The sequence below is a fragment of the Kitasatospora sp. NPDC051164 genome (genome assembly GCF_044455625.1).
Classification (GTDB): domain Bacteria; phylum Actinomycetota; class Actinomycetes; order Streptomycetales; family Streptomycetaceae; genus Kitasatospora.
This window is the reverse complement of sequence record NZ_JBITFB010000016.1, coordinates 119,775-142,605: the sequence shown is the minus strand read 5'-3', so window position 1 is coordinate 142,605 and position 22,831 is coordinate 119,775. Positions and strand designations below refer to the sequence as shown.

Below are 22,831 nucleotides of genomic sequence, written 5' to 3'. Positions count from 1 at the left end.
CCGTTGACCGCGCCTCGGACGCCCGGTGCCCGGGCCTCGGACGCCCCGGCGGACAGCCGCCGGGGCGTGGCTATCCTGACCGCATGCTGACCATCACCCGAGAACTCCGCGACCGGATCGTGGCCCACGCCCGCGCCGACCACCCGGACGAGGCCTGTGGCGTGGTCGCCGGGCCGGCCGGCAGCGGACGGCCCGAGCGGTTCATCCCGATGCTCAACGCCGCCCGCTCGCCCACCTTCTACGAGTTCGACTCGGGCGACCTGTTCAAGCTCTACCGCGAGATGGACGACCGCGACGAGGAGCCGGTGATCGTCTACCACTCGCACACCGCCACCGAGGCCTACCCCTCGCGCACCGACGTGAGCTACGCCTCCGAGCCGTTCGCCCACTACGTCCTGGTCTCCACCGCCGACGGCAACGGCGAGGGCGACCCCTACCAGTTCCGCTCGTTCCGCATCGTGGACGGCGAGATCACAGAGGAAGACGTCCAGGTCGTCGAGGCCTACCAGGCCTGACCGGCACCCACCCGGACGCGGCCCGCCGACCCCTCACGAACGGTCGGCGGGCCCCTGTCGTCTCAGCACTGGGAACGGGAACATCCGGATCCCGAGACGGGCATGTCTAAGCGGGCCCGGGAATCTATACGATGAGCCCATGCGTTCCGTCGATGTGAGCAACCAGGCCCCGGGCACCCGCCTCGTGGCGCGCCTGCACATCGACCTGTGCCGGCACGCCGGCGCGATCTGTCCAGGCACGCCCGCGCGCTCGCGCTGAGAGCCGCCGCACCCCCACCCGGGCCCGCCGCTCCCGCGGCGGCGCCGAGCCCCGGGCACCCGTCCGCCCTGCCGCGCCCGCTGCGGCCCACCACTCCACGACTCGCACAGGAGCGCACCCATGGCCATCGAGGTCCGCATCCCGACCATCCTCCGCACCTACACCGACGGCGCCAAGGCCGTCGAGGGCAACGGCAGCAACCTCGGGGAACTCTTCACCGACCTCGACGCCCGCCACCCGGGCATCGCCGCCCGCCTGCTGGACGGCGGCGAGCTGCGCCGCTTCGTCAACGTCTACCTGAACGACGAGGACGTCCGCTTCCTGGAGGGCATCTCCACCGCCCTCGCCGACGGCGACAGCGTCACCATCCTGCCCGCCGTGGCCGGCGGCGCCCGCTGATCCCGGTTACCCCGCCGACCTCCCGGTTCCCCCGCCACCGGCGGGGGAACCACCCCTCGTGACCCTCACCGCCGTGTGACCCTCACCGCCGTGGCCGGAGGCCTCCCTTGCGTTACGACAGTCCGCTCGAAGCCGTCGGCAACACCCCGCTGGTCCGCCTGCCGCGGCTGTCCGCCGCCGTCCCCGGCAACACCGAGGGCCTGGTCACCCTCTGGGCCAAGCTGGAGGACCGCAACCCGACCGGCTCGATCAAGGACCGTCCGGCGCTGCACATGATCGAGCGCGCCGAGGCCGACGGCCGGCTCACCCCCGGCTGCACCATCCTCGAGCCCACCAGCGGCAACACCGGCATCTCGCTCGCCATGGCCGCCAAGCTCAAGGGCTACCGGATGGTCTGCGTGATGCCCGAGAACACCAGCGAGGAACGGCGCGAACTGCTCCGCATGTGGGGCGCCGAGATCATCCCCTCCCCGGCCGCCGGCGGCTCCAACACCGCCGTCCGGATCGCCAAGGAGACCGCCGCCGAGCACCCCGACTGGGTGATGCTCTACCAGTACGGCAACCCCGACAACGCGGGCGCCCACTACACCGGCACCGGCCCCGAGATCCTCGCCGACCTGCCGACCGTCACGCACTTCGTGGCCGGCCTCGGCACCACCGGCACCCTGATGGGCGTCGGCCGCTACCTGCGCGAGAAGGTCCCCGGCGTGAAGATCGTCGCCGCCGAACCGCGCTACGACGACCTGGTGTACGGGCTGCGCAACCTCGACGAGGGCTTCGTCCCCGAGCTGTACGACGCCGAGGTGCTCACCACCCGCTTCTCGGTCGGCTCCGCCGACGCCGTCCGCCGCACCCGCGAACTCCTGCAGCAGGAGGGCATCTTCGCGGGCGTCTCCACCGGCGCCATCCTGCACGCGGCGATCGGTGTCGGCCGCAAGGCCGCGGCCGCGGGGGAGCGCGCGGACATCGTCTTCGTGGTCGCCGACGGCGGCTGGAAGTACCTGTCCACCGGCATCTACACGGCCGAGTCCACCGAGGCGGCGGTCGAGGCGCTGCAGGGCCAGCTCTGGGCGTAGCCCGCTCGCGGGCCCGCCTCGGGGCAGGCCCTAGTTCAGCACCTGCTGCGCCCGGGCCCACACCTGCCGGTCCACCGTGCCGGCCCGGCGGCGGAAGGTCGACAGCGGCACCTCGCGCAGCTCGTCGGTCTCCAGCCAGCTGACCCGGCCCTGCCGGTCGCCCACCGAACCGGGCGGCAGCGGCAGTACGCCCGGGCGCTCGGCGTGGTGCTTGCTGGTGATCTTCGCGACGGTGGCGGTCCGGCCGTTCACCCGCAGCACCAGGCACGGGCGGTCCTTCGACCCGGGGCCGTCCTCGAACGGCACCTCCGCCCACCAGATCTCCTGCGGCTCCGGGCGGGCCCTGGTGCTCGGGCGCGGACGCGGGCCGGTCGGCCCCGCCGGGCGCGGGGCCGGGCGGGTGCGCCGTGCCATCAGCGCCACGACCGTCGCCACCAGCGCGACGCCGGCCACTGCCAGGACGACCCAGGTACCAGTCATGCCGTTCATGCGGCGAACCGTACCGGGCCGGGGGCGGACGCCACCACCGTGTCGCCTGTGACAGTTGAGTATTTGTCCGCGCGTTGCTCCCGGTTCGTCACGAAACCGCCACCGTGCCCGTTCCGCGCCGTACGTCCGACCCGCGCCCGGACAGGCTGCGTCACGAACGTCCGCCCCCGCCCCCCGGAGGTGCCTCGTGAGTGAGCGCAGCGAGCGAACAACCGGACGGTGCGCATGAGCCGTAGCGCCGAACCGTGGTCCTACGCCGAGATCGCCCGCCACATCAACGTCCAGCCCGAGACCGTCCGCAACTACCGGCGGCACGGTCTGCTGCCCGACCCGGACGTGACCGACGCCAACGGCCACCCCCGCTGGTACCCCGACACCATCCGCGCCTGGGCCCGGAACCGCCCCCGGCACCGCTGATCCCCACCCACACCCCCGCCCCTGCCCCCATCTCCGCTCCCGCCCCCGGTCCCGTCCCCGGCGTTCTGGTGATTCCAGCCACAGCCCGGCACGGGGACGGGGGCAAAGTGCCGCTCCACCCTTACCCTCGACACACCAACGCAGTGCTACCGGCCGGTCCACCGGCCCGGCCTGCCGTTTTCCATGCCGTTTTCCAACAGCAGCCAGGACGTGTCGGGGTGGAGGGGCTCGGATGAAACTGACCGTGGTGGGGTGCTCGGGGAGCTTCCCGTCCGCCGACTCGCCCTGCTCCAGCTACCTGGTCGAGGCGGAGGGCTACCGCGTCGTCCTCGACCTCGGCAACGGAGCTCTCGGCGCCCTGCAGAAGTACACCGGCCTCTACGACGTCGACGCCGTCCTGCTCAGCCACCTGCACGCCGACCACTGCGTCGACCTGTGCGCCTACTGGGTGGCCCGCAACTACCGCGCCGAGGGCTGCCCCGAACTGCTCCCCGTGTACGGCCCGGCCGGCACCGCCGAGCGGCTCGCCCGTGCCTACGACATGCCGGAGAACCCGGGCATGAAGGAGGTCTTCGAGTTCCGCACCCTCACCCCTGGCAGCTTCGACCTCGGCCCGTTCCGGATCGACGTCGCCCAGGTCAACCACCCCGTCGACGCCTTCGCCTTCCGCCTCGAACACGGCGGCCGCTCGCTCGTCTACAGCGGTGACACCGGCGAGAGCGCCGAACTCGTCGAACTCGCGCGCGACACCGACCTCTTCCTCTGCGAGGCCGCGTACATCGACGGCCGCGACACCTACCAGGCCGTCCACCTCAACGGCCGCGAAGCCGGCGAGCACGCCACCGCCGCCGGTGCCCGCCGGCTCGTCCTCACCCACATCCCCCCCTGGACCGACGCCGAGCACAACCGCCGCGACGCGGCCGCCGCCTACACCGGCCCGGTCGACATCGCCCGGGCCGGCGCGGTGTACGAGGTCTGACCGGGCCGACCCGCCCCGCCGGGGCCCGTTCGCGGCCGGGACCCGTACGGTGTCGCGGCCGACCCCGGTCAGAGCACCGGCGTCAGCCAGTGCCGGTAGCGCGGGTCGGCGCCCGTCACGGCCGCCTGGTACGCCTCCCGCAACCGGACGGTGACCGGGCCGGGAGACTCGGGGAGCGCACGGTCGTCCAGGGCCCGGACCGGGATGACGCCCGCCGCCGTGCCGCAGACGAAGAGCTCGTCCGCCGCGTAGAGATCCGAGCGCAGCAGGCCCTCCACGCGGACCTCCACCCCCAGGTCGCGGGCCAGGGTCAGCACCGTGTCCTGGGTGATGCCCTCCAGAGCGCCCGCGCTCGACGGAGGCGTGCGCAGCACCCCGTCCCGCACGGTGAACACGTTCTCCCCGGTGCACTCGCTCACCGTGCCGTCCGGACCGAGCAGCAGCGCCTCGTCGTAGCCCGCGTCATTCGCCTCCCGACGGGCGAGCACCGAGTTCAGGTACGGGCCGGTGGCCTTCGCCGCGGGCGGCACCGCGTTCGGGTCGTTCCGCCGCCAGCTGCTCGTCTTCAACGTGATCCCGCCCTCCGCGGGCGGGAGTTGGCCCAGCCACTCCCAGCTCGCGATCGACACGGTGACCGGCGCCGCCCGCATGTCGATGCCCATCGAGCCGTACCCGAGGAACGCGAAGTGCCGCAGATAGCACTCCCGGTGGCCGTTGGCGCGCACCAGCTCCACCGTCGCCTTCGTCAAGTCGGCGAGATCGTACGGGAGTTCCATCCGGATCATCCGGGCACTGCGGTCCAGCCGGCGCAGGTGCTCGGACAGCCGGAACACCGCCGGACCGTCCGCCGTGGCGAACACCCGGGTGCCCTCCAACACCCCCGTGCCGTAGTGCAGGCCGTGCGTGAGGACGTGCACCCGGGCCTCCCGCCAGGGCACCAGGGGGCCGTCCAACCAGATCGTCGAAGCTTCGGGAAGAGCCATGCCGCACATCCTGCGCGCCACCGCACCGCAGGTCAGCCCACCCGGGCCGACCGGAACCGGCCATGACCGGGAGCGGAAGACCCGTCCCGCAACGCGGACTCCGCCGGGGCCGCCCGGGCCCGCGGGCCGACGGCGACCGCGCCGTCTCGCGGAGCGGAAACCCCCGACCGGCCCCGCCCCACCCGCACTAGGCTGCGCCCGATGGAGAGCACCACCGGCACCGACGCCACCCGGCTCTACGCCCGCCTGCTCGCCGAACCCGGCCACCCGCCCGAGGCACTCGGCCTCGACTGGGACGCCCCCCGGCTCGCCGCCGCCACCACAGAACTGCACACCCTCGGGCTGCTCCAGCCGGCCGCCGCCCCCGACACGGCCCCCACCGGCACCGCCGTCTCGGTCGACACCGCCGTCCGCCAGCTCCTGCTCGACGCCGACACCCAGGTCACCGCCCTCGTCGCCGCCCTGCGTCACGCCCGCGACTCCGTCGACCGGCTGCACACCGGCTACCTGCCCGTCCAACAGCGCCACCGCACCGGAACCGGTAGCGGAACCGGCACCGGCCTCGAACTCGTCCGCGGCGCCGACCGGATCGCCGCCCTGCTCGAGGACGCCGCCCGCGGCGCCCGCACCGAAGCTCTCTCCCTGCGCCCCGGCCAGGACCTCTCCGGACCCGCCCTGGCCGGCAAACTCGCCCGCGAACGCCTCGCCCTCGCCCACGGCGCCGCCCTGCGCACCATCTACCCGGCCGCCGCGCTGCGCCGCCCGGCCGTGCTGGCGCACGTGCGGGAGCTGACCGGGGCCGGGGCCAGGATCAGGGCGGCGCACTCGCTGCCGCTCTGGCTGATCGTGGTGGACGCCCGGCTGGCGATCCTGCCGGCGCCCGGTTCGGGACCGGGCGGGGACGCTCCGGCCGCCGAGGCGGCGGTGGTGGTCCGCGAGCCGGCGCTGGTCGAACTGGTGGCGGAGCTGTTCGAGTACTTCTGGTCGGCGGCCTGGACGCCGCCGGAGCTCGGACCGGAGGAACGCGAGATGACCGATCGTCAACTCGCCGTGCTGCGACTGCTGGCGGCCGGGCTGACGGACGCGGCGATCGCCCGGAAGCTGGAGGTGTCGGAGCGCACGGTGCGCCGGCTGGTCGCCGAACTGACCGCCGGCCTGGGCGCGGAGAGCCGCTTCCAGGCCGGCGTGCACGCGGCCCGGCGCGGGTGGATCTAGGGCCGGCCCAGGGGGGCGTGAGGCACGAGGCGTTCACCGCCTCAGTTGACCGGGGCTTCCGTCGGTTCGTCCGCCGCCCTTTCCACGCGCTGGAACGCCAGGGCGTCCGGGTGCGCGAAGGGCCCCGCCCCGCCGCCGGGGGAGCGGCGGCGGGGCGGGGCCCTTCGGACGGGAGGGACGCGGGCGTCAGGCCTTGGTGACGTCCTCGATCTCGTCGTCGTCCTCGCGACCGGGGGTCTTGAGGTTGAACTTGGTGATCGCGAAGCGGAATAGGAAGTAGTACAGCGCCGCGAAGACCAGGCCGATCGGGATGATCAGCCAGGGCTTGGTGGCCAGGTTCCAGTTGAGCCCGTAGTCGATCAGACCGGCCGAGAAGCCGAAGCCGTCGTGCACGCCCAGGCTCCAGGTGATGGCCATCGAGAGGCCGGTGAGCAGCGCGTGGATCAGGTAGAGCACCGGGGCGATGAACATGAACGAGAACTCGATCGGCTCGGTGACACCGGTCACGAAGCTGGTCAGCGCGACCGAGATCATCATGCCGAGCACGGCCTTGCGGCGCTCGGGGCGCGCGGTGTGGGCGATCGCCAGGGCGGCGGCCGGCAGGCCGAACATCATGATCGGGAAGAAGCCCGACATGAACTGGCCGGCGGTCGGGTCGTTGTGGAAGAAGCGCGGGATGTCGCCGGTCCAGGTGTGGCCGGAGGCGTCGGTGAAGCTGCCGACCTGCTGCTGGAAGAAGGTGTTCAGGAACTGGTGCATGCCGACCGGGATCAGCGCGCGGTTGGCGACACCGTAGATGCCGGAGCCGGCGGCGCCGAGACCGGTCAGCCAGTCGCTGGCGTGGGTCAGGCCGGTGCCGATCGGGCCCCAGGCCAGACCCATGACGACGCCGAGCAGGGTGCCGACGAAGGCCATGATGATCGGCACGAGGCGGCGGCCGTTGAAGAAGCCGAGCCAGTCGACGAGCTTCTTGCGGTGGTACTTCTGCCAGATCACGGCGCTGAGCAGGCCGACGACGATGCCGCCGAAGACGCCCGGGTTCTGCGGCTTTCCGGCCGGCAGTGCCGCGGTGACGGTGCCGTCCATCGGGAAGACGGTCAGCACGTTGTGGAAGACCAGGTAGCCGACCAGGGCGGCCAGCGCGGTGGAACCGTCGGCCTTCTTGGCGAAGCCGATCGCGACACCGACGCAGAACAGCAGCGGCAGGTTGCTGAACACGGCGTCACCGGCGGTGGCGAAGACCTCGGCGACCTTTCCCCAGCCGAGTCCGTCCTTGCCGAAGACGTCGGGCTGGCCGAGCCGGAGCAGGATGCCGGCGGCCGGGAGGACGGCGACCGGCAGCTGGAGGCTGCGGCCGATCTTCTGCAGGCCCTGGAGGACGTTCTGGCCGAACTTCTTGGCGGGGCTTGGCGCGGCCGGAGCCGTGGCGGGCGCCGGTGCCTGCGCAGACTGACTCATGGGGGTGGGTTCCTAACGGCATGGCGGTCGGTCGGGGGCTGGGCACAGGGGGCCAACCGCGTACTGGTCTACACCACGGGTGGTGTAGACCAGTTTCTAGCACGGGTGGAGAAGGCGGGGAACCCGGAAAGCGCCGTCGCGGGGAAGCGCTATGAAATCGAAACCTAGTCGCGGAACGACGATCTTGATTACGTGTGTGATTGGGATTTTGGCTATTTGCGCAACAAAAAGAGCCCGCCGCCGCCGGGGTCGCGGTGGCGGGAGCTGAGAGTGACCGCGGTGTCGCAGATCCGCCTGACCGGGGCTTCCCGCCGTCGCGGTCGGTCGCCGCCTGGGAGCGCTTCGTCGGTGGCCGTATCGCGGCCGAATTGCCTTTCGAACGTCAGCCGGGCAGGGAAACAAGTCCTTTCCCGAAATGCCGAAGGCCCCCGGACCGGCGGGTCCGGAGGCCATTGCGGGATGCTGCCCGGGGCGCTCTGTTTCAGGCTTTGGTGACGTCCTCGACCTCGTCCTCGTCCTCGCGCCCCGGTGTTTTCAGGTCGAATTTGACGATGATGAACCGGAAGAGCGCGTAGTACACGACGGCGAAGCAGAGGCCGATGATGATGATCAGCCACGGCTTGGTGGCCAGCCCCCAGTTGATCACGTAGTCGATCAGGCCGGCCGAGAAGCTGAACCCGTCATGCACCCCGAGCCCCCACGTCACCGCCATCGAGGCGCCGGTCAGCAGGGCGTGCACCGCGTACAGGGCCGGGGCGATGTAGGCGAAGGAGTACTCGATCGGCTCGGTGACACCGGTGACGAAGGACGTCAGGCCGACCGAGAGCATCAGGCCGTAGATCTCCTTGCGGCGGTGCAGCTTGGCCGAGTGTGCGATCGCGAGCGCGGCGGCGGGCAGCGCGAACATCATGATGGGGAAGAAGCCGGACAGGAACTGTCCGGCCGTCGGGTCGCCCGCCAGGAAGCGTGGGATGTCGCCGTGCACCATCGCGCCGTCGGCCTTGGTGAAGTCGCCGAACTGGAACCAGACGAAGGTGTTCAGCAGCTGGTGCATGCCGATCAGCAGCAGCGCGCGGTTGCACACGCCGAAGATGCCGGAGCCGCCCGCGCCCAGGTCGGCGAGGTCCTGTGAGAAGTCGTTGAGGCCGCGGCCGATCGGCGGCCAGATCCAGAGCGCGAGGACGGCGATCACCAGGCCCACCAGGGCGGTGATCATCGGCACGAGGCGGCGGCCGTTGAAGAAGCCGAGCCAGTCCACCAGCTTGGTGCGGTGGAACCGGACCCAGAGCCAGGCCGACAGCAGGCCGATCAGGATGCCGCCCAGCACCCCTGGATTCTGGTACGTCGCGGCCGCGATCTTCGCCGACGAGTAGTCCACGCACTGGCCGGTCCAGGCGTCCGGGACCGGGACCGTCCCGCCCTTGCAGCGCTCCGGGAAGGCGTGCAGGACCCTGAAGTAGACCAGGAAGCCGACCACGGCGGCGAGCGCGGTCGAGCCGTCCGCCTTCTTCGCCATGCCGATCGCGACGCCGACGCAGAACAGCATCGGCAGGCCGAAGGAGGAGTCGAGCAGCGCGCCGCCGGCGGCGGCGAAGACCCTGGCGACGTTGTCCCAGCCCAGGCCGTCCTTGCCGAACACGTCGGGCTGGCCGAGCCGGTTCAGGATGCCCGCCGCCGGGAGCACGGCCACCGGCAGCTGCAGCGAACGGCCCATCTTCTGGAGGCCGCCGTAGAAGGAGTGCCACCACGTCGTCTGCGGGGCTGTGGCGCCTGCCGAACTCATCCTTCGCCTTCCGGGAGCAGTTGCCGGCCGGTGGCCCCCTGCGGGACCCTCGGGCGGGGCTCAGGAACGCCCGGGGCCGGTTCCGCGTTCATCGGAGTACACATATATTGGTGTAGACCACCATCGGACGCAGGTCGCACTCCGGGACTCCGGCCCCGCTGATCGTCATCCTCGGGCGGCGATCGGGAGCCTGCCCGCCGGAGTGGGCCAAATGTGGCCTAACGTGGCAAACCGGACCTGCGCGGGTGATGCTGGTCGCGCTGCCCGGCAGCACGACCGCAGCTGAACCCGCGTCAGCCGCACGGACCTCGCCGCCCCGCGGCCGAGGGACAACCCCCACAGCACAGCGCACGACGGCACCCGGCAGAGCGGCCGGCGAGCCGAGACAGAGGGAGAAATCAGATGGCCAGCAAGGCTGAGAAGATCGTCGCCGGTCTGGGCGGAATCGACAACATCGAAGAGGTCGAAGGCTGCATCACCCGCCTGCGCACCGAGGTCAAGGACGCCGCCCTGGTCGACGAGGCCGCCCTCAAGGCCGCCGGCGCCCACGGCGTCGTCAAGATGGGCACCGCGATCCAGGTCGTCATCGGCACCGACGCCGACCCGATCGCCGCCGACATCGAAGACATGATGTGAGCTGAACCACCCGGGCCCACCCATCGAGCCGCGAGGCTCACTCACCGAGCCACCCGGGCTCACCCACCGAGCCACCCGGGCTCACCCACCGAGCCACCCGGGCCCACCCGCCCGGCCCGCCACCCCACCCGAGGGAACGGCGGGCCGCGGCGCACCCGGACAGCGGGCCCCGGCGCACCGACACGGCCCCGCCACCCGAAGCCACTACGCTCAGTGCCTATGTCACGCATCGACGGCCGCACCCCCGAACAGCTCCGCCCCATCACCATCGAACGGGGCTGGAGCAAGCACGCCGAAGGCTCCGTCCTCATCTCCTACGGCGACACCAAGGTGCTGTGCACCGCCAGTGTCACCGAGGGCGTCCCCCGCTGGCGCAAGGGCAGCGGCGAAGGCTGGGTCACCGCCGAGTACTCCATGCTCCCGCGCGCCACCAACACCCGCGGCGACCGCGAAGCCGTCAAGGGCCGCATCGGCGGCCGCACCCACGAGATCAGCCGGCTCATCGGCCGCTCGCTGCGCGCCGTCGTCGACCACCGCGCCCTCGCCGAGAACACCATCGTCCTCGACTGCGACGTCCTCCAGGCCGACGGCGGCACCCGCACCGCCGCCATCACCGGCGCCTACGTCGCCCTCGTCGACGCCGTTGCCTGGGCCCGCGACAAGAAGCTCCTGCGCGCCAAGGGCCAGCCCATCACCGGCGGCGTCAGCGCCGTCAGCGTCGGCATCATCGACGGCGTCCCCATGCTCGACCTCCAGTACGAGGAGGACGTGCGCGCCGAAACCGACATGAACATCGTCTGCACCTCCGACGGCCGCTTCGTCGAGGTCCAGGGCACCGCCGAAGGCGCGCCGTTCGACCGCGCCCTGCTCGACCAGCTGCTCGACCTCGGCAGCCTCGGCTGCGCGGAGCTCGACCAGATCCAGCGCAAGGCCCTCGAAGGCTGAACCGGCGCGGGCCCCACAACCGTGATCCAGGTCGGACGCCCCGCCGCCCGGCCTGCTGTACAGGCCGGGCCCGGAGACCGTACGGTTCCCGCAGCACCCCCGCTGCGGGAACCGCGCACCCCCCGGCGCGCGTCCCACACCACGGAACCCGCGCCCCACAGGAGGACCGGATGCCGTCCAGCATCGCCCGCCCCGCCGCCCTCGCCGTGGCCGGACTGATCGCGATCCTCCCGCTCAGCATGGTGAGCTGCTCCGCCGCACAGAAGGCCATCGACTGCGGCAACACCGCCGTGAAGATCACCGGCGACATCGCCGACGTCACCAAGGCCTACGACAACGCCAGCAACGACTCGGCCGCCGCCGGGAAGGCGCTGCAGAAGCTCAAGACCGACCTCGACCAGGTCGGGAAGAACTCCAAGAACACCGACGTCGCCAAGGCCGTCACCGACCTGCAGAAGCAGGTCGACAACGTGCAGCGGGCCGCCGACAAGAACCAGGTCCCCGACCTCAAGCCGCTCGGCGACGCGGCCGGCAACCTCACCTCGGTCTGCACCGGCTGACGGCCCCTCGACGCCGGATAGGGTGGGCGATATGTCCACCCGCCTGATCCTCGCCACCCGCAACCAGCACAAGGTCGCCGAGCTCCGCGCCATCCTCACCGACGCCGGCCTCGACGTCGAACTCGTCGGCGCCGACGCCTACCCCGAGATCCCGGACGTCCCCGAAACCGGCGTCACCTTCGCCGAGAACGCCCTGCTCAAGGCCCACGCCCTGGCCCGCGCCACCGGCCTGCCCGCCGTCGCCGACGACTCCGGCCTCTGCGTGGACGTCCTCAACGGCGCACCCGGCATCTTCTCCGCCCGCTGGTCCGGCAAGCACGGCGACGACCGCGCCAACCTCGACCTGCTGCTCGCCCAACTCTCCGACATCGCCGAGCCGCACCGGGGCGCCCACTTCTTCTGCGCCGCCGCCCTCGCCCTCCCCGACGGCACCGAACGCGTCGTCGAAGGCCGCCTCCTCGGCACCCTCCGCACCACCCCGGCCGGCGACGGCGGCTTCGGCTACGACCCGATCCTCCAGCCCCTCGGCGAGACCCGCACCTGCGCCGAGCTCACGGCGGACGAGAAGAACGCCATCAGCCACCGCGGCCAGGCCTTCCGCGCCCTCGCGCCGGTGGTCAAGGAGCTCATCGGCTGACGCGCCGTCCGCGGAACGCCGAAGGCCCTCCCCGAGATGCTTCTCGGGGAGGGCCTTCAAACCTTAGGTGTAAGGCTAGTGCGGCCTGAGGGATTCGAACCCTCACGGGGTTTCCCCCACCGGATCCTAAGTCCGGCGCGTCTGCCTGCTCCGCCAAGGCCGCATGGCCTCCAGTCTAGGGCTTCACTTCCGGTGGGAACAGCGAGATTCAGCGCGGCGCCGTGCGCCTGTTCCTGTTCCGTTCGCAGCGCGCATCCGTGACGGGGCGGCAGTTCGGGCACTTCGGACACCGGGGCCGGTGGATGTTCGGCTGCTGATTACCAATTGGTACAGACCTATTGACCTATGTGGTTCAGACCACATAGCTTCTGCGCCAATTGGAATCCCCCACGTGCGTGCTCTCCCACAGGCACGCGCCGACACTCTCTCCTGGAGGACCGAGTGTTGATCCGAAGCACTGCCGAACGGCGTCCCACCGCCGTTCGGCGACGTAGGAGTCCGGCGGGCCGGGCTGGTGTGGCCTCGTTGGTGGCGGCGTCGCTGGCCGGGCTGCTGATGGCGACGCTGGGTGCGGCGCCCTCGCAGGCGGCGGCGGCCGTCGACAACGCGGCCTGTCGGCCGGACGGGCTGTACCAGACCCCCGGGGTGGACGTCCCGTACTGTTCCGTCTACGACACCGGCGGGCGCGAGAAGATGGGTGCGGACCACCAGCGCCGCATCATCGGCTACTTCACCGGCTGGCGCACCGGCAAGAACGGCGATCAGCCGTACCTGGTGAGCGACATTCCCTGGGACAAGGTCACCCATCTCAACTACGCCTTCGGGCACGTCGGCGGCGACAACAAGCTGTCCGTCGGCGCGGACGGCCCGACCAACGAGGCGACCGGGATCTCCTTCCCGGGAGTGCCCGGGGCCGAGCTGGATCCGACGTTGCCGTACAAGGGTCATTTCAATCTGCTGACGAAGTTCAAGAAGCAGTACCCGAACGTCAAGACGCTGATCTCGGTGGGCGGTTGGACCGAGACGGGCGGCTACTTCGGGGACGACGGCAAGCGGGTGAACTCCGGCGGCTTCTACTCGATGACCGTCAACCCGGACGGCAGCGTGAACCAGGCGGGCATCGACACCTTCGCGGCCTCGTCGGTCGACTTCATCCGCACGTACGGTTTCAACGGTGTCGACATCGACTACGAGTACCCGACCTCGATGAAGGACGCCGGGAACCCGCTGGACTGGCAGCTCGCCAACTCCAAGCGGGGTTCGCTGGCCAAGGGTTACGCGGCGCTGATGAAGACGTTGCGGGAGAGCCTGGACAAGGCCGGTGCCGCCGACGGCAGGCACTACCTGCTGTCGGTCGCGGCCCCGTCGTCCGGCTATCTGCTGCGCGGCATGGAGACCTTCCAGGTGGCGCAGTACCTGGACTACGTCAACATCATGTCGTACGACCTGCACGGCGCCTGGAACAAGTACGTCGGCCCGAACGCCTCGTTGTTCGACGACGGCAAGGACGGCGAGTTGGCGGCCGCCAACGTGTACGGCACCGGGCAGTACGGCGGCATCGGCTATCTGAACGCCGACTGGTCGTACCACTACTTCCGCGGCGCGATGCCCGGTGGCCGGATCAACGTCGGCCTGCCGTACTACACCCGCGGGTTCAAGAACGTGCAGGGCGGCACCAACGGCCTCTGGGGTACGGCGTCGGCGACGACCTGTCCGGTCGGGGCCGGTCTGACCTCCTGCGGGGACGGCGCGGTCGGCATCGACAACATCTGGAACGACAAGGACGACGCGGGCAAGGAGTCCCCGGCCGGGTCGAACCCGATGTGGCACGCGAAGAACCTGGAGAAGGGCATCCTGCCCGACTACCTCGCCAAGTACGGGGTGACGGACACCGCACTGCAGGGCACCTACGCCCGCAACTACAGCTCCGCCCTGGTGGCGCCGTGGCTGTGGAACGACACCAAGAAGGTGTTCCTCTCCACCGAGGACGAGCAGTCGGTGGGCGCCAAGGCGGACTACATCGTCAACCAGGGCGCCGGCGGCGCGATGATCTGGGAGCTCGCGGGCGACTACAAGTGGGACGCCGCCGCGAACGGCGGCAAGGGCGAGTACGTGCCCGGTTCGACGTTGACCTCGCTGATGTACGACAAGTTCAAGTCGGCGGCCCCGTACGGCGCGACCCGTTCGACGGTCGCGCTGCCGCAGCAGACCCTGCCGGTCGACGTGTCGTTCACCAACTTCGCGCTGGGCGACTCGAACTACCCGATCAACCCGAAGCTGCACATCGTCAACAACTCGACGCTGACCCTGCCGGGCGGCACCGAGTTCCGGTTCGACTACGGCAACTCGGCGCCGGGCAACGCCAAGGACCAGTCCGGGTTCGGGCTGCAGGTCATCCGGCAGGACAATCCGGGCCCGGGCAACGTGGGCGGTCTGAAGGGCACCTACAACCGGGTGTCGGTCAAGCTGCCGGGCTGGCAGTCGCTGGCGCCGGGCGCCTCGGTCGACATGGACTTCGTCTACTACCTGCCGGTGTCCACGCCGTCGAACTGGACGGTGAACGTGGGCGGCACGCTGTACGGGATCAAGGGCGACCTGACCCGGGGCGCGACCGACGGCGGTACGACTCCGCCGACCACGCCGCCGACCACTCCGCCCACGACGCCGCCGACCACTCCGCCCACGACGCCGCCGACCACGCCGGCCGGTTGCGCGGGTGCGCCGGGCTGGGACGCGGGCACCACCTACGCGACGCCCACCAAGGTGTCCTGGAAGGGCCACTACTACCAGAACAAGTGGTGGACCAAGGGCGACGACCCCGCGGCCAGTGGCGCGTGGGGAGTCTGGAGCGACCTCGGGGCCTGCTGAGCTGACAGCGGCCCGTCGAGGTGAGGGACGGCGGTGGCGGCGCACCCGGTCGGGGGGTGTGCCGCCACCGCTTCGTCGTGTCGGGGCGGGCCGGTCAGGCCTCGATCTTGAGGTCGCGCAGCAGCTTGGCGACGTGGCCGGTGGCCTTGACGTTGTAGAGCGCGCGCTCGACCTTGCCCTGCTCGTCGACGATGATCGTGGAGCGGATCACGCCCAGGTAGGTGCGCCCGTAGTTCTGCTTCTCGCCGTAGGCGCCGTACGCCTCCAGGACCTTGTTGTCCGGGTCGGAGAGCAGGGTGACCTTGAGGTTCTCGGTCTCGCGGAACTTGCCGAGCTTTTCCGGCTGGTCCGGCGAGATGCCGATGACGTCGTAGCCGGCGCCCGCGAAGACCTCCAGGTTGTCGGTGAAGTCGCAGGCCTGCTTGGTGCATCCCGGGGTGAGCGCCTTGGGGTAGAAGTAGACGACGACCTTGCGGCCCGCGTGGTCGGCGAGGGACACCTGGTTGCCGTCGGCGTCGGACAGGCTGAAGGCGGGCGCGGTGTCGCCGGGCTGGAGACGCTCAGTCATGGGTGGACTCTCCTGGTGCGTGCTGCTGTGACGGGCGGTCGTACCACGGCAAACTTACCTCCGATGGTGGGTGGGGCCGCGCGGCCGTGCGCGGCAGCTGACACACTGGGTCAGTCGTACAGATCGCAACGGATCGCACAGATCAACATCGGCAAGTGAATGGGGTGGCCCGAGTGGGCGAGGCGAGCACGCAGGACAAGTCGGCGCGGACGACCGCCCAGATCGAGGCGGACATCGAGAGCACGCGCGGCCGGCTGGCGGAGACCCTGGACGAGCTGGCCGTACGCGTTCACCCGAGCACGATCTCCGCCCAGGTCAAGGCCAGGGCGGCGGCCGCCGTCGAGGAGAGGGCCGGCCGGGCGTACGTCGCCGCCAGCGGCATGGTGGACAAGGTCAAGGCGCAGTTCGTGGACGAGAAGGGGCAGCCGCGGCGGGAGCGGATCGTTCCGGCCGCGCTGGTCGGCGTGGGCCTGGTGCTGCTGGTCGCCTCGTCGCGCAAGCGCCGCAAGGGCTGACGCGGGAACACGCGTACGCGGGAAGCGCGGGTACGCGAGCACGCGGGTACGCGGTTGAGGGCCGGGCGCGGTGCGCGCCCGGCCTTCCGTATGCCGGGCCAGCGTCACGCTCCGCGCCCGGGAGCGGTACCTTCGGGACCGTGAGTACGAACGACGAGACCCGCTCCGACCACCCGCACGATGCCGTCCGGCACGACCGGCTGGGCGAGAAGCTGCCGATCCGGATGCTGCACGACCGCGTGCTGGTGCGCATCGAGGGCGGCGAGGGCGAGCGCCGCTCGACCGGCGGCATCCTGATCCCGGCGACCGCGGAGCTGAGCAAGAGGTGCACGTGGGCGGAGGCTGTCGCCGTCGGCCAGAGCGTGCGCTCCGTGGAGCCCGGTGACCGCGTCCTGTACGACCCGGAGGACAAGCTGGAGGTCGAGGTCCGGGGCGCCACCTACGTGCTGCTGCGCGAGCGCGACCTGCACGCGGTGGCCGCGACCCGCTTCGGTGACACGGAGGGTTCGACGGGGCTGTACCTGTGAGCCGTCGGGCTGTACCTGTGAGCGCGGAGCGCCTGCGGTACTTCTTCGAGGCCGGGGTGGTCGGCACCGCCTTGTGGCCGGACGACGTGGACAGCCCGTACGGCTACCCGGCCGAGCTCGACCGCCTGCCGATCAGTGCCGCGCTCGCGGCCGAGCTGGACAGGCTGTCCTCCTGGTACCAGTCCTCGCTGGACTGGGCCGACCCGGGCGGTCCGTCGCCGTGGTCGCGGGACGAGGCGGTCCGCTTCGACGCCGCCGCCCGGGCCGCCCGGGAGGCGCTGCGCCGGGAGCTCGGCCCGGGGTGGACGGTCGTGGACGGGCTCCACCCGGTCCGGTGAGCGGTCGCCGGCCGGGGGGCAGGTCAGCCGGGGGTGCAGGTCGGCCGGGGGCGTTCAGGCCAGCAGGGTGCCGCCGTCCACGGTGACGACGGTGCCGGTGGCGAAGCGCTGCCGCATCAGGTAGGCGTACGCCTCGGCGGCGTCCTCGGGGTCGCCGATCCGGCCGAGGGGGAGGCCGGCGGCGGTCGCGGCGTAGAGCTGTTCGCGGTCGGTGTCGGGCAGGCCGGACCAGAGCGGGGTGCGGATCATGCCGGCCCGGACGGCGTTGACCCGGATCGGCGCGAGTTCGACGGCCAGGGCCCGGACCAGGGACTCGATCGCGCCGCAGATGCCGGCGGCGACGCTCCAGCCCGGTCCGGGCCGCAGGCCGGCGGTGCCGGAGGTGAGGGTGATCGAGCCGCCGGGGCGCAGCCGGGGGGCGGCGACGCGGACGGCGTCGAGGGCGCCGAAGTAGCGCAGGGTGAAGAAGCGGCGGGCGGCGTCGAGGTCGAGGTCGTCGAGGGGCATGAGGGCGAGTGGTTCGCCGGCGGTGAAGACCAGGTGGTCGATGGGGCCGAGGCGGTCGAAGAGAGCGGTGACCTGGGTGCTGTCGGTGAGGTCGGCGATTTCGGCGGTGGTTCCGGTGGGGAGGGTGGCGAGGGCGCGTTCGGCGCTGTCGGTCCGGCTGGAGGCGACGATGACCCGGGCGCCCTGGCGGGCGGCGAGGTCGGCGGTGGCGAGGCCGATACCGGAGGTGCCGCCGAGGACGACGATGCGCTGGTCGGTGAGGGTCATGGTGGTGCCTTTCGGGCTTCGGGTGTTTCGGGGTGCCGGCGCGGTTCGGGAGGAGCGCGGTTGGGGGAAGGTGCTTCGATCCTGTGTCGCGCGGGTCGGTGTCGTCCAAGACTTGTTCCGTCCGCTGTCATACCCTCGGGGTATCAGCGGAGGTGGGAAGCGGGAGGGCGGGCGATGGACGTCGATCTGCGGAAGCTGCGGTACTTCGTCGCGGTGGCGCGGCAGCTGCATTTCGGGCGGGCGGCGGCCGAGTTGCACATCGCGCAGCCGGTGCTGTCCCGGCAGATCCGGGCGTTGGAGGCGGAGTTCGGTGCCCAGCTGTTCCGGCGGGATCGGCGGTCGACCGAACTGACGTGTGCGGGGCGGCAGTTGCTGGAGGATGCGCCGCAGTTGCTGGCGGCGGCAGAGGCGTTGCGGCGCCGGGTGGGACGGTCGGCGGACGACCGGGCGCGGTTCGTGGTGGGGTTCATGCCGGGGATCACGGTGACGGCCGTCGCGCGGGCGATGTGCGGGCGGCATGCGGGGTTGGCGGTGGAGGTGGTCCGGACCTCCTGGCGGGACCAGGCGCAGGTGGTGCTGGACGGTCGGGTGGACGTGTCCTTCGTGCGGTTGCCGGTGGACCAGCGGGGTCTGGCGTTGCGCCCGTTGTTCGCGGAGCCGCGGGTGGCGGTGCTGCCGGCGGGGCACCGGTTGGCGGGTGAACGGTCGGTGGTGATGGCCGAGTTGGGCGGCGAGCGGCTGCTGCAGGAGCCGGATGCGGTGCCGGAGTGGCGGGATCTGCCGGTGCCGGCCGGGCGGCGGCCGGAGCGGGCCCGGCCGAGTGCGGACACCGTGGAGGAGAAGCTGGAGTACGTGGCGGCGCACGAGGGCATGGTGGTGCTGCCGTTGTCGGTGGCGGCGTTCTACACGCGCTCGGACGTGGTGCACGTGCCGGTCTCCGACATCGCGCCCAACCGGGTCTGCCTGGCTTGGGCGGCGGGGCGGACGTCGCCGTTGCTCGTGGAGTTCGCGGAGCTCGCGGTGGAACTGGCGGCGGATGGCGCGGAGCCCGAACTGTCGGCGGTCGGGGCTAGGGTCCGGGTATGACGAGGCGTGTGCCGGTGATCGGTGATGGTGAGCGCCGGGCCCGACTGGGGCGGCGGCAGTTGCTGGCGCCCTCGGTGCGGGCGGCGCGGGTGGAGGACGTGACCGACGCGGTGGTCGGGCTGCACGCGACGGACGCGGCCACGGTGTACCTGTCGGCGTGCGCGCGGCTGGCCGAGCCCTCGGCGGCGGCGGTGGAGCGGGCGCTGTACGAGGACGTCTCGCTGGTGAAGCTGCTGTCGATGCGGCGGACGATCTTCGCGGTGGCGGAGGGCTTCGCCCCGTACGTGAGTTCGGCGGCGGCGCGGGCGATCGCGGCCAAGGAGCGGGCGACGCTGCTCAAGCACCTGCGGGACCACGCCGAGGGCTGGGACGAGGGGCGGCTGGCCGCGACCGAGCGGGCGGTGCTGGCCGCGCTGGCGGTGCGCGGCGAGGCGACGACCAAGGAACTCGGCGATGACGTCCCGCAGTTGCGCGAGACGATGCTGATGTCGGCGGGCAAGGCGTACGAGGCGAAGCAGAGCGTGGGCAGTCGGCTGCTGCGGCTGCTGGCCTCGGACGGGCACGTGCGGCGCTGTCGTCCACGCGGTTCGTGGCTGAGCAGCAGCTACCCGTGGGCGCTGGTGCCGCAGTGGCCGGAGGTGCCGGTGCGGGAGGCGAAGGCGGAGGTGGTGCGCCGCTGGCTGGCCGCGTACGGTCCGGCGACGGTCGAGGACGTGAAGTGGTGGACGGGGTGGACGTTGGGGGACGTCCGCAGGGCGCTGGCGGACGTCGGCGCGCAGGACATGGAGTTGGCGGGCGGCGTGGCCGGGCTGGTGCTGCCGGGCGATGACGCGCCGGTGGCGGAGCCGGAGCCGTGGGCGGCGCTGCTGCCCGCGCTGGATCCGGCGGTGATGGGCTGGCGCGGGCGGGACTGGTACCTGCGGCCGGAGGACGTGCCGGCGCTGTTCGACCGGGCGGGCAACGCCGGGCCGACGGTGTGGTGGTGCGGTGAGGTGGTGGGCGGCTGGGCGCAGCGTGCCGACGGCGAGGTGGTGTGGCGGCTGTTCCGGGACGTCGGGGCGGAGGCCGGGCGGGCGGTCGCGGCGGAGGCGGAGCGGTTGGCGGGGTGGCTGGGGGAGGTGCGGGTGACGCCGCGGTTCCGGACGTCGGTGGAGAAGGAGTTGGCGGCGGGGCGGTAGTGCCCGGTCCGGTGGTCCGGTCGGCGCCTACGGTGTCGGGGTGGCCGCCGGCCGGGTGGCGGGGCCGCCGGTGGCGGTGGGCGGGTCGGTGGGCCGGGGCGGCTGGGTCTGGGTGGGTCGGGCGGTGGGGCTGGGCTGTTCCTGGCTGGCGGTGGGCTTGGGCTTGGGGGGCTGCGGGCTGGGGGTGGTCGGGTCGGGGGCGGGGCCGGTGGCGGCTGGGGGTCCGCTGGGGGCGTGGATGGGGGCTGTGACGAGCCCGGGGATGGTGGCGCTTGGCGCTGCGGTGGGGCCGGGGCCGGGGGTGAGGGTGGGGCCGGTGCGGGGGGAGGTGCTGCCGGTGGCGGTGGGCCAGGTGTCGGTGCCGGGGTTGTCGTGGCCGGCCTGCAGGTCGAACTGCTGGGTGGGGGTGCCGTCGAGGGCGGCGGTCATGTAGGCGGTCCAGATCTTGGTGGGGATGGCGCCGCCGTTGATGCGGGTGAGTCCGGCGGTGCCGGCCAGGGGTTCCTTGGCGTGGGTCTTCGGGTTTTCCCGGAACATGCCGATGGTGGTGGTGAGTTCGGGGGTGTAGCCGGCGAACCAGGCCGAGAGGTTGGCGTCCGTGGTGCCGGTCTTGCCGGCGGCGGGGCGGCCGAGGTCGAGGGCGGCGGCGCCGGTGCCGCGGGGGCTGACGACGTCGCGCAGGACGTCGGTGACGGCGTCGGCGATGCCGCGGCCGATGGCGTCGGTGGGGTTGTGCTCGGGGGTCTTGGGGACGTCGATGGCGCCGCCGGGGTTGCTGCGTTCGAGTTTGAGGACGGACCACGGGGTGTGGGCCTGGCCGTGGTTGGCGAGGGTGGCGTAGGCGCCGGCGAGGTCGAGGGCGCTGGGGGTGGCGGTGCCGAGGGTCATCGAGGTGTTGGCCGGGTCCATGCCGCGGACGCTGTCGGGGATGCCGAGTTTGACGGCGGTCTCCCGGACGCGGGCGAGCCCGGCGTCCACGCCTTCCTGCGCGTACACGGAGTTGACGGACTTCACCATGGCGTAGCGCAGGCTGATGCTGCCGTAGTCGACGTTGTCCTCGTTGGGTGGCGCGTACGGGGTGGGACCGCCGGTGACGGGGCGTTCGCTGGTGCCGTCGTAGTGGGACTCGGTGGTGATCGGGCGGCCGTCGAGGGTGTGCTGGGCGAGCAGGCCGGCGGTGAGGTCGATCGGTTTGAAGGTGGAGCCGATCTGGTTGTCCTGGCGCAGTGCGTCGTTGTAGGGCTGCTTGGCGTAGTCGGGGCCGCCGTAGACGGCGACGACGCGGCCGGTGGCGGGTTCGACGGAGGCGCCGGAGACCCGGACGTCGGTGTCGGTGGTGGGGCGGGCCCTGGGGTCGAGTTCGTCGGTGAGTTCGGTCTGGACGGCCTTGACGAGGGCGTCCTGCTTGGGCTTGTCGAAGGTGGTGGTGATGCGCCAGCCGCCGGCCTTGAGGGTGGCGGCGTCGATGGTGCCGGAGGAGATCAGGTAGTCGTCGGCGACGCCGACGAGGTAGCCGGCCTGGCCGGAGAGGCCGGTGGCGGGCTGGGGGTCGATCGGGTCGGGGAAGGTGGCGGCGGCGCGGTCGGCGGTGGTGAGGAAGCCGAGCTGGACCATGCCGTCGAGGGTGTAGTTCCAGCGCGCGATGGCCTTCTCGCGGTTGGCGGGGGTGGCGGTCTTGACGTCGTAGAGGCTGGGGGCCTGGAGCAGGGAGGCGAGGTAGGCGCTCTGGGTGAGGGTGAGTTCGGAGACGTCGACGCCGTAGTAGGCGTGGGCGGCGCTCTGGATGCCGTAGGCGCCGCGGCCGTAGTAGCTGCTGTTGAGGTAGCCGGCGAGGATGTCCTTCTTGTCGCGCTGCTGGTCGACCTTGAGGGCGATGAGGAGTTCGCGGCCCTTGCGTTCGATGGTCTGGCTCTGGGTCAGGTAGTAGTTCTTGACGTACTGCTGGGTGATGGTGGAGCCGCCCTGCATGCCTTTGCCGGTCAGGGTGTTCCAGCCGGCCCGGACCATGCCTTTCAGGTCGATGCCGCGGTTCTGGTAGAAGGTGCGGTCCTCGGCGGAGACGGCGGCCTGCTGGGTCTGCAGCGGGATCTGGTCGATGGTGACGTCGGTGCGGTTGACGGCGCCGGTGCGGGCGATCTCGGTGGTGCCGTCGGCGTAGAGGTAGATGTTGTTCTGGGCGACGGCGTGGGCGTTGGGGTCGGGCACCGGGACGATGACGTAGAGCACGGCGAAGCTGCCGACGGCGAGCAGGAACAGCGTGGTGAGCGTGCCGAGGGTGACTCGCCAGGTGGGCAGGGCTCGGCGCCAGAGCGGGAGGGCGCGGCGGGCCTCGCGGCGGGCGGCCCGTCTGGCCTGGCGTCGGGTGCTCAAGGTCATGCCGCGATTATGTGCTATTTGACGTCCGATCAGCGGCGGGTGGGGCTTTGACGTGCGCGGCTGTGTGCTTCGGGCGCCGTCTTTGGCGCCGTCGCGGGCGTCCGGCTGCGAACGCCCCGTGGTTGCCGGAAAACCGGGTGCGGGCGGTGGGGGCCGGAGGTACGGTGAAAGATGCGAACTTCATAGCGCACCCACTTCGGCAGCTCCGCCCGCCTGGCCCGGCACCCCCGGGTACGGCCGATCGGAGCCA

24 protein-coding genes and 1 tRNA gene are annotated in these 22,831 nt (G+C 71.8%); 17 read left to right on the top strand and 8 right to left on the bottom strand.

Features of this window, described 5'->3' with window-relative positions:
* Positions 1-83: 83 nt before the first annotated feature.
* The 4 genes from ACIBEC_RS24480 (at position 84) to ACIBEC_RS24465 (ending at position 2,249) form a co-directional block, all read left to right on the top strand.
* A complete protein-coding gene (locus ACIBEC_RS24480; protein WP_360496883.1) occupies positions 84-515 on the top strand; it encodes a M67 family metallopeptidase in 432 nt (143 codons plus the stop codon).
* A 139-nt stretch (positions 516-654) separates the two neighbouring features.
* Positions 655-774 (top strand): putative leader peptide, encoded by a 120-nt coding sequence (locus ACIBEC_RS24475; RefSeq protein WP_317621128.1) that lies wholly within the window; start codon positions 655-657, stop codon positions 772-774.
* Positions 775-894: 120 nt separating this feature from the next.
* Positions 895-1,173 (top strand): MoaD/ThiS family protein, encoded by a 279-nt coding sequence (locus ACIBEC_RS24470; protein WP_360496886.1) that lies wholly within the window; start codon positions 895-897, stop codon positions 1,171-1,173.
* Between the two features lie 107 nt (positions 1,174-1,280).
* Complete coding sequence (locus ACIBEC_RS24465) at positions 1,281-2,249, top strand: cysteine synthase (RefSeq protein ID WP_360496889.1); 969 nt, start codon at positions 1,281-1,283, stop codon at positions 2,247-2,249.
* A 30-nt stretch (positions 2,250-2,279) separates the two neighbouring features.
* Here ACIBEC_RS24465 and ACIBEC_RS24460 read toward each other — a convergent pair whose 3' ends face one another.
* Complete coding sequence (locus ACIBEC_RS24460; RefSeq protein ID WP_396288846.1) at positions 2,280-2,738, bottom strand: type II toxin-antitoxin system PemK/MazF family toxin; 459 nt, start codon at positions 2,736-2,738, stop codon at positions 2,280-2,282.
* Positions 2,739-2,963: 225 nt separating this feature from the next.
* On the opposite strand from ACIBEC_RS24460, the gene ACIBEC_RS24455 reads away from it, so the two are divergent.
* Together ACIBEC_RS24455 and ACIBEC_RS24450 are read left to right on the top strand one after the other, a co-directional pair.
* Positions 2,964-3,155, top strand: a complete 192-nt coding sequence (locus ACIBEC_RS24455) for a MerR family transcriptional regulator (protein ID WP_360496892.1) — start codon at positions 2,964-2,966, stop codon at positions 3,153-3,155.
* A gap of 232 nt (positions 3,156-3,387) precedes the next feature.
* The gene (locus ACIBEC_RS24450) at positions 3,388-4,134 is read left to right on the top strand and encodes an MBL fold metallo-hydrolase (RefSeq protein WP_360496895.1); all 747 of its coding nucleotides are present in this window, start codon (positions 3,388-3,390) and stop codon (positions 4,132-4,134) included.
* Positions 4,135-4,202: 68 nt separating this feature from the next.
* On the opposite strand, the gene ACIBEC_RS24445 is transcribed toward ACIBEC_RS24450, so the two are convergent.
* A complete protein-coding gene (locus ACIBEC_RS24445; protein WP_360496898.1) occupies positions 4,203-5,117 on the bottom strand; it encodes a branched-chain amino acid transaminase in 915 nt (304 codons plus the stop codon).
* Positions 5,118-5,318: 201 nt separating this feature from the next.
* Between ACIBEC_RS24445 and ACIBEC_RS24440 the strand changes: the two genes are divergently transcribed.
* Complete coding sequence (locus ACIBEC_RS24440; protein ID WP_360496901.1) at positions 5,319-6,332, top strand: helix-turn-helix transcriptional regulator; 1,014 nt, start codon at positions 5,319-5,321, stop codon at positions 6,330-6,332.
* Positions 6,333-6,518: 186 nt separating this feature from the next.
* Here the strand turns inward: ACIBEC_RS24440 and ACIBEC_RS24435 are convergent, their stop codons facing one another.
* Together ACIBEC_RS24435 and ACIBEC_RS24430 are read right to left on the bottom strand one after the other, a co-directional pair.
* Positions 6,519-7,790: a PTS transporter subunit EIIC gene (locus ACIBEC_RS24435; RefSeq protein WP_360496904.1), complete on the bottom strand. Its 1,272-nt coding sequence runs from the start codon at positions 7,788-7,790 to the stop codon at positions 6,519-6,521.
* A 481-nt stretch (positions 7,791-8,271) separates the two neighbouring features.
* Entirely contained in the window at positions 8,272-9,573 is a 1,302-nt protein-coding gene (locus ACIBEC_RS24430; protein WP_360496907.1) for a PTS transporter subunit EIIC, read from the bottom strand.
* Positions 9,574-9,975: 402 nt separating this feature from the next.
* Between ACIBEC_RS24430 and ACIBEC_RS24425 the strand changes: the two genes are divergently transcribed.
* The 4 genes from ACIBEC_RS24425 (at position 9,976) to rdgB (ending at position 12,351) form a co-directional block, all read left to right on the top strand.
* Entirely contained in the window at positions 9,976-10,209 is a 234-nt protein-coding gene (locus ACIBEC_RS24425) for a glucose PTS transporter subunit EIIB (protein WP_030284095.1), read from the top strand.
* A gap of 219 nt (positions 10,210-10,428) precedes the next feature.
* Positions 10,429-11,154, top strand: coding sequence for a ribonuclease PH (gene rph, locus ACIBEC_RS24420; RefSeq protein ID WP_360496911.1), 726 nt, complete (start codon positions 10,429-10,431; stop codon positions 11,152-11,154).
* Between the two features lie 170 nt (positions 11,155-11,324).
* Positions 11,325-11,714 carry a hypothetical protein gene (locus ACIBEC_RS24415; protein WP_360496914.1) on the top strand — a complete coding sequence of 130 codons (390 nt, stop codon included), beginning with the start codon at positions 11,325-11,327 and terminating at the stop codon, positions 11,712-11,714.
* 31 nt (positions 11,715-11,745) lie between these two features.
* Positions 11,746-12,351 carry an RdgB/HAM1 family non-canonical purine NTP pyrophosphatase gene (rdgB, locus tag ACIBEC_RS24410; RefSeq protein ID WP_360496917.1) on the top strand — a complete coding sequence of 202 codons (606 nt, stop codon included), beginning with the start codon at positions 11,746-11,748 and terminating at the stop codon, positions 12,349-12,351.
* A 79-nt stretch (positions 12,352-12,430) separates the two neighbouring features.
* Here rdgB and ACIBEC_RS24405 read toward each other — a convergent pair.
* Positions 12,431-12,514, bottom strand: a tRNA-Leu gene (locus tag ACIBEC_RS24405).
* Between the two features lie 392 nt (positions 12,515-12,906).
* On the opposite strand from ACIBEC_RS24405, the gene ACIBEC_RS24400 reads away from it, so the two are divergent.
* Entirely contained in the window at positions 12,907-15,219 is a 2,313-nt protein-coding gene (locus tag ACIBEC_RS24400) for a chitinase C-terminal domain-containing protein (protein ID WP_360497242.1), read from the top strand.
* A 94-nt stretch (positions 15,220-15,313) separates the two neighbouring features.
* On the opposite strand, the gene bcp is transcribed toward ACIBEC_RS24400, so the two are convergent.
* Positions 15,314-15,787: a thioredoxin-dependent thiol peroxidase gene (bcp, locus tag ACIBEC_RS24395; RefSeq protein ID WP_360496920.1), complete on the bottom strand. Its 474-nt coding sequence runs from the start codon at positions 15,785-15,787 to the stop codon at positions 15,314-15,316.
* A gap of 173 nt (positions 15,788-15,960) precedes the next feature.
* Here bcp and ACIBEC_RS24390 point away from each other — a divergent pair, with 173 nt between their 5' ends.
* From ACIBEC_RS24390 to ACIBEC_RS24380, 3 genes are all read left to right on the top strand, one after another.
* Positions 15,961-16,302, top strand: coding sequence for a DUF3618 domain-containing protein (locus ACIBEC_RS24390; RefSeq protein ID WP_360496923.1), 342 nt, complete (start codon positions 15,961-15,963; stop codon positions 16,300-16,302).
* Positions 16,303-16,526: 224 nt separating this feature from the next.
* Positions 16,527-16,829, top strand: coding sequence for a co-chaperone GroES (locus ACIBEC_RS24385; protein WP_049655715.1), 303 nt, complete (start codon positions 16,527-16,529; stop codon positions 16,827-16,829).
* Between the two features lie 17 nt (positions 16,830-16,846).
* The gene (locus tag ACIBEC_RS24380; RefSeq protein WP_360496926.1) at positions 16,847-17,167 is read left to right on the top strand and encodes a hypothetical protein; all 321 of its coding nucleotides are present in this window, start codon (positions 16,847-16,849) and stop codon (positions 17,165-17,167) included.
* 54 nt (positions 17,168-17,221) lie between these two features.
* On the opposite strand, the gene ACIBEC_RS24375 is transcribed toward ACIBEC_RS24380, so the two are convergent.
* A complete protein-coding gene (locus ACIBEC_RS24375; RefSeq protein WP_360496929.1) occupies positions 17,222-17,941 on the bottom strand; it encodes an SDR family oxidoreductase in 720 nt (239 codons plus the stop codon).
* 174 nt (positions 17,942-18,115) lie between these two features.
* Here ACIBEC_RS24375 and ACIBEC_RS24370 point away from each other — a divergent pair, with 174 nt between their 5' ends.
* Both ACIBEC_RS24370 and ACIBEC_RS24365 read left to right on the top strand, forming a co-directional pair.
* Positions 18,116-19,027, top strand: coding sequence for a LysR substrate-binding domain-containing protein (locus ACIBEC_RS24370; RefSeq protein WP_360496932.1), 912 nt, complete (start codon positions 18,116-18,118; stop codon positions 19,025-19,027).
* Positions 19,024-20,205 (top strand): winged helix DNA-binding domain-containing protein, encoded by a 1,182-nt coding sequence (locus ACIBEC_RS24365; protein WP_360496935.1) that lies wholly within the window; start codon positions 19,024-19,026, stop codon positions 20,203-20,205. The genes ACIBEC_RS24370 and ACIBEC_RS24365 overlap by 4 nt, the downstream gene beginning before the upstream one ends.
* 27 nt (positions 20,206-20,232) lie before the next feature.
* Here the strand turns inward: ACIBEC_RS24365 and ACIBEC_RS24360 are convergent, their stop codons facing one another.
* Positions 20,233-22,581, bottom strand: coding sequence for a transglycosylase domain-containing protein (locus ACIBEC_RS24360; RefSeq protein ID WP_360496938.1), 2,349 nt, complete (start codon positions 22,579-22,581; stop codon positions 20,233-20,235).
* Positions 22,582-22,831 lie beyond the last annotated feature (250 nt).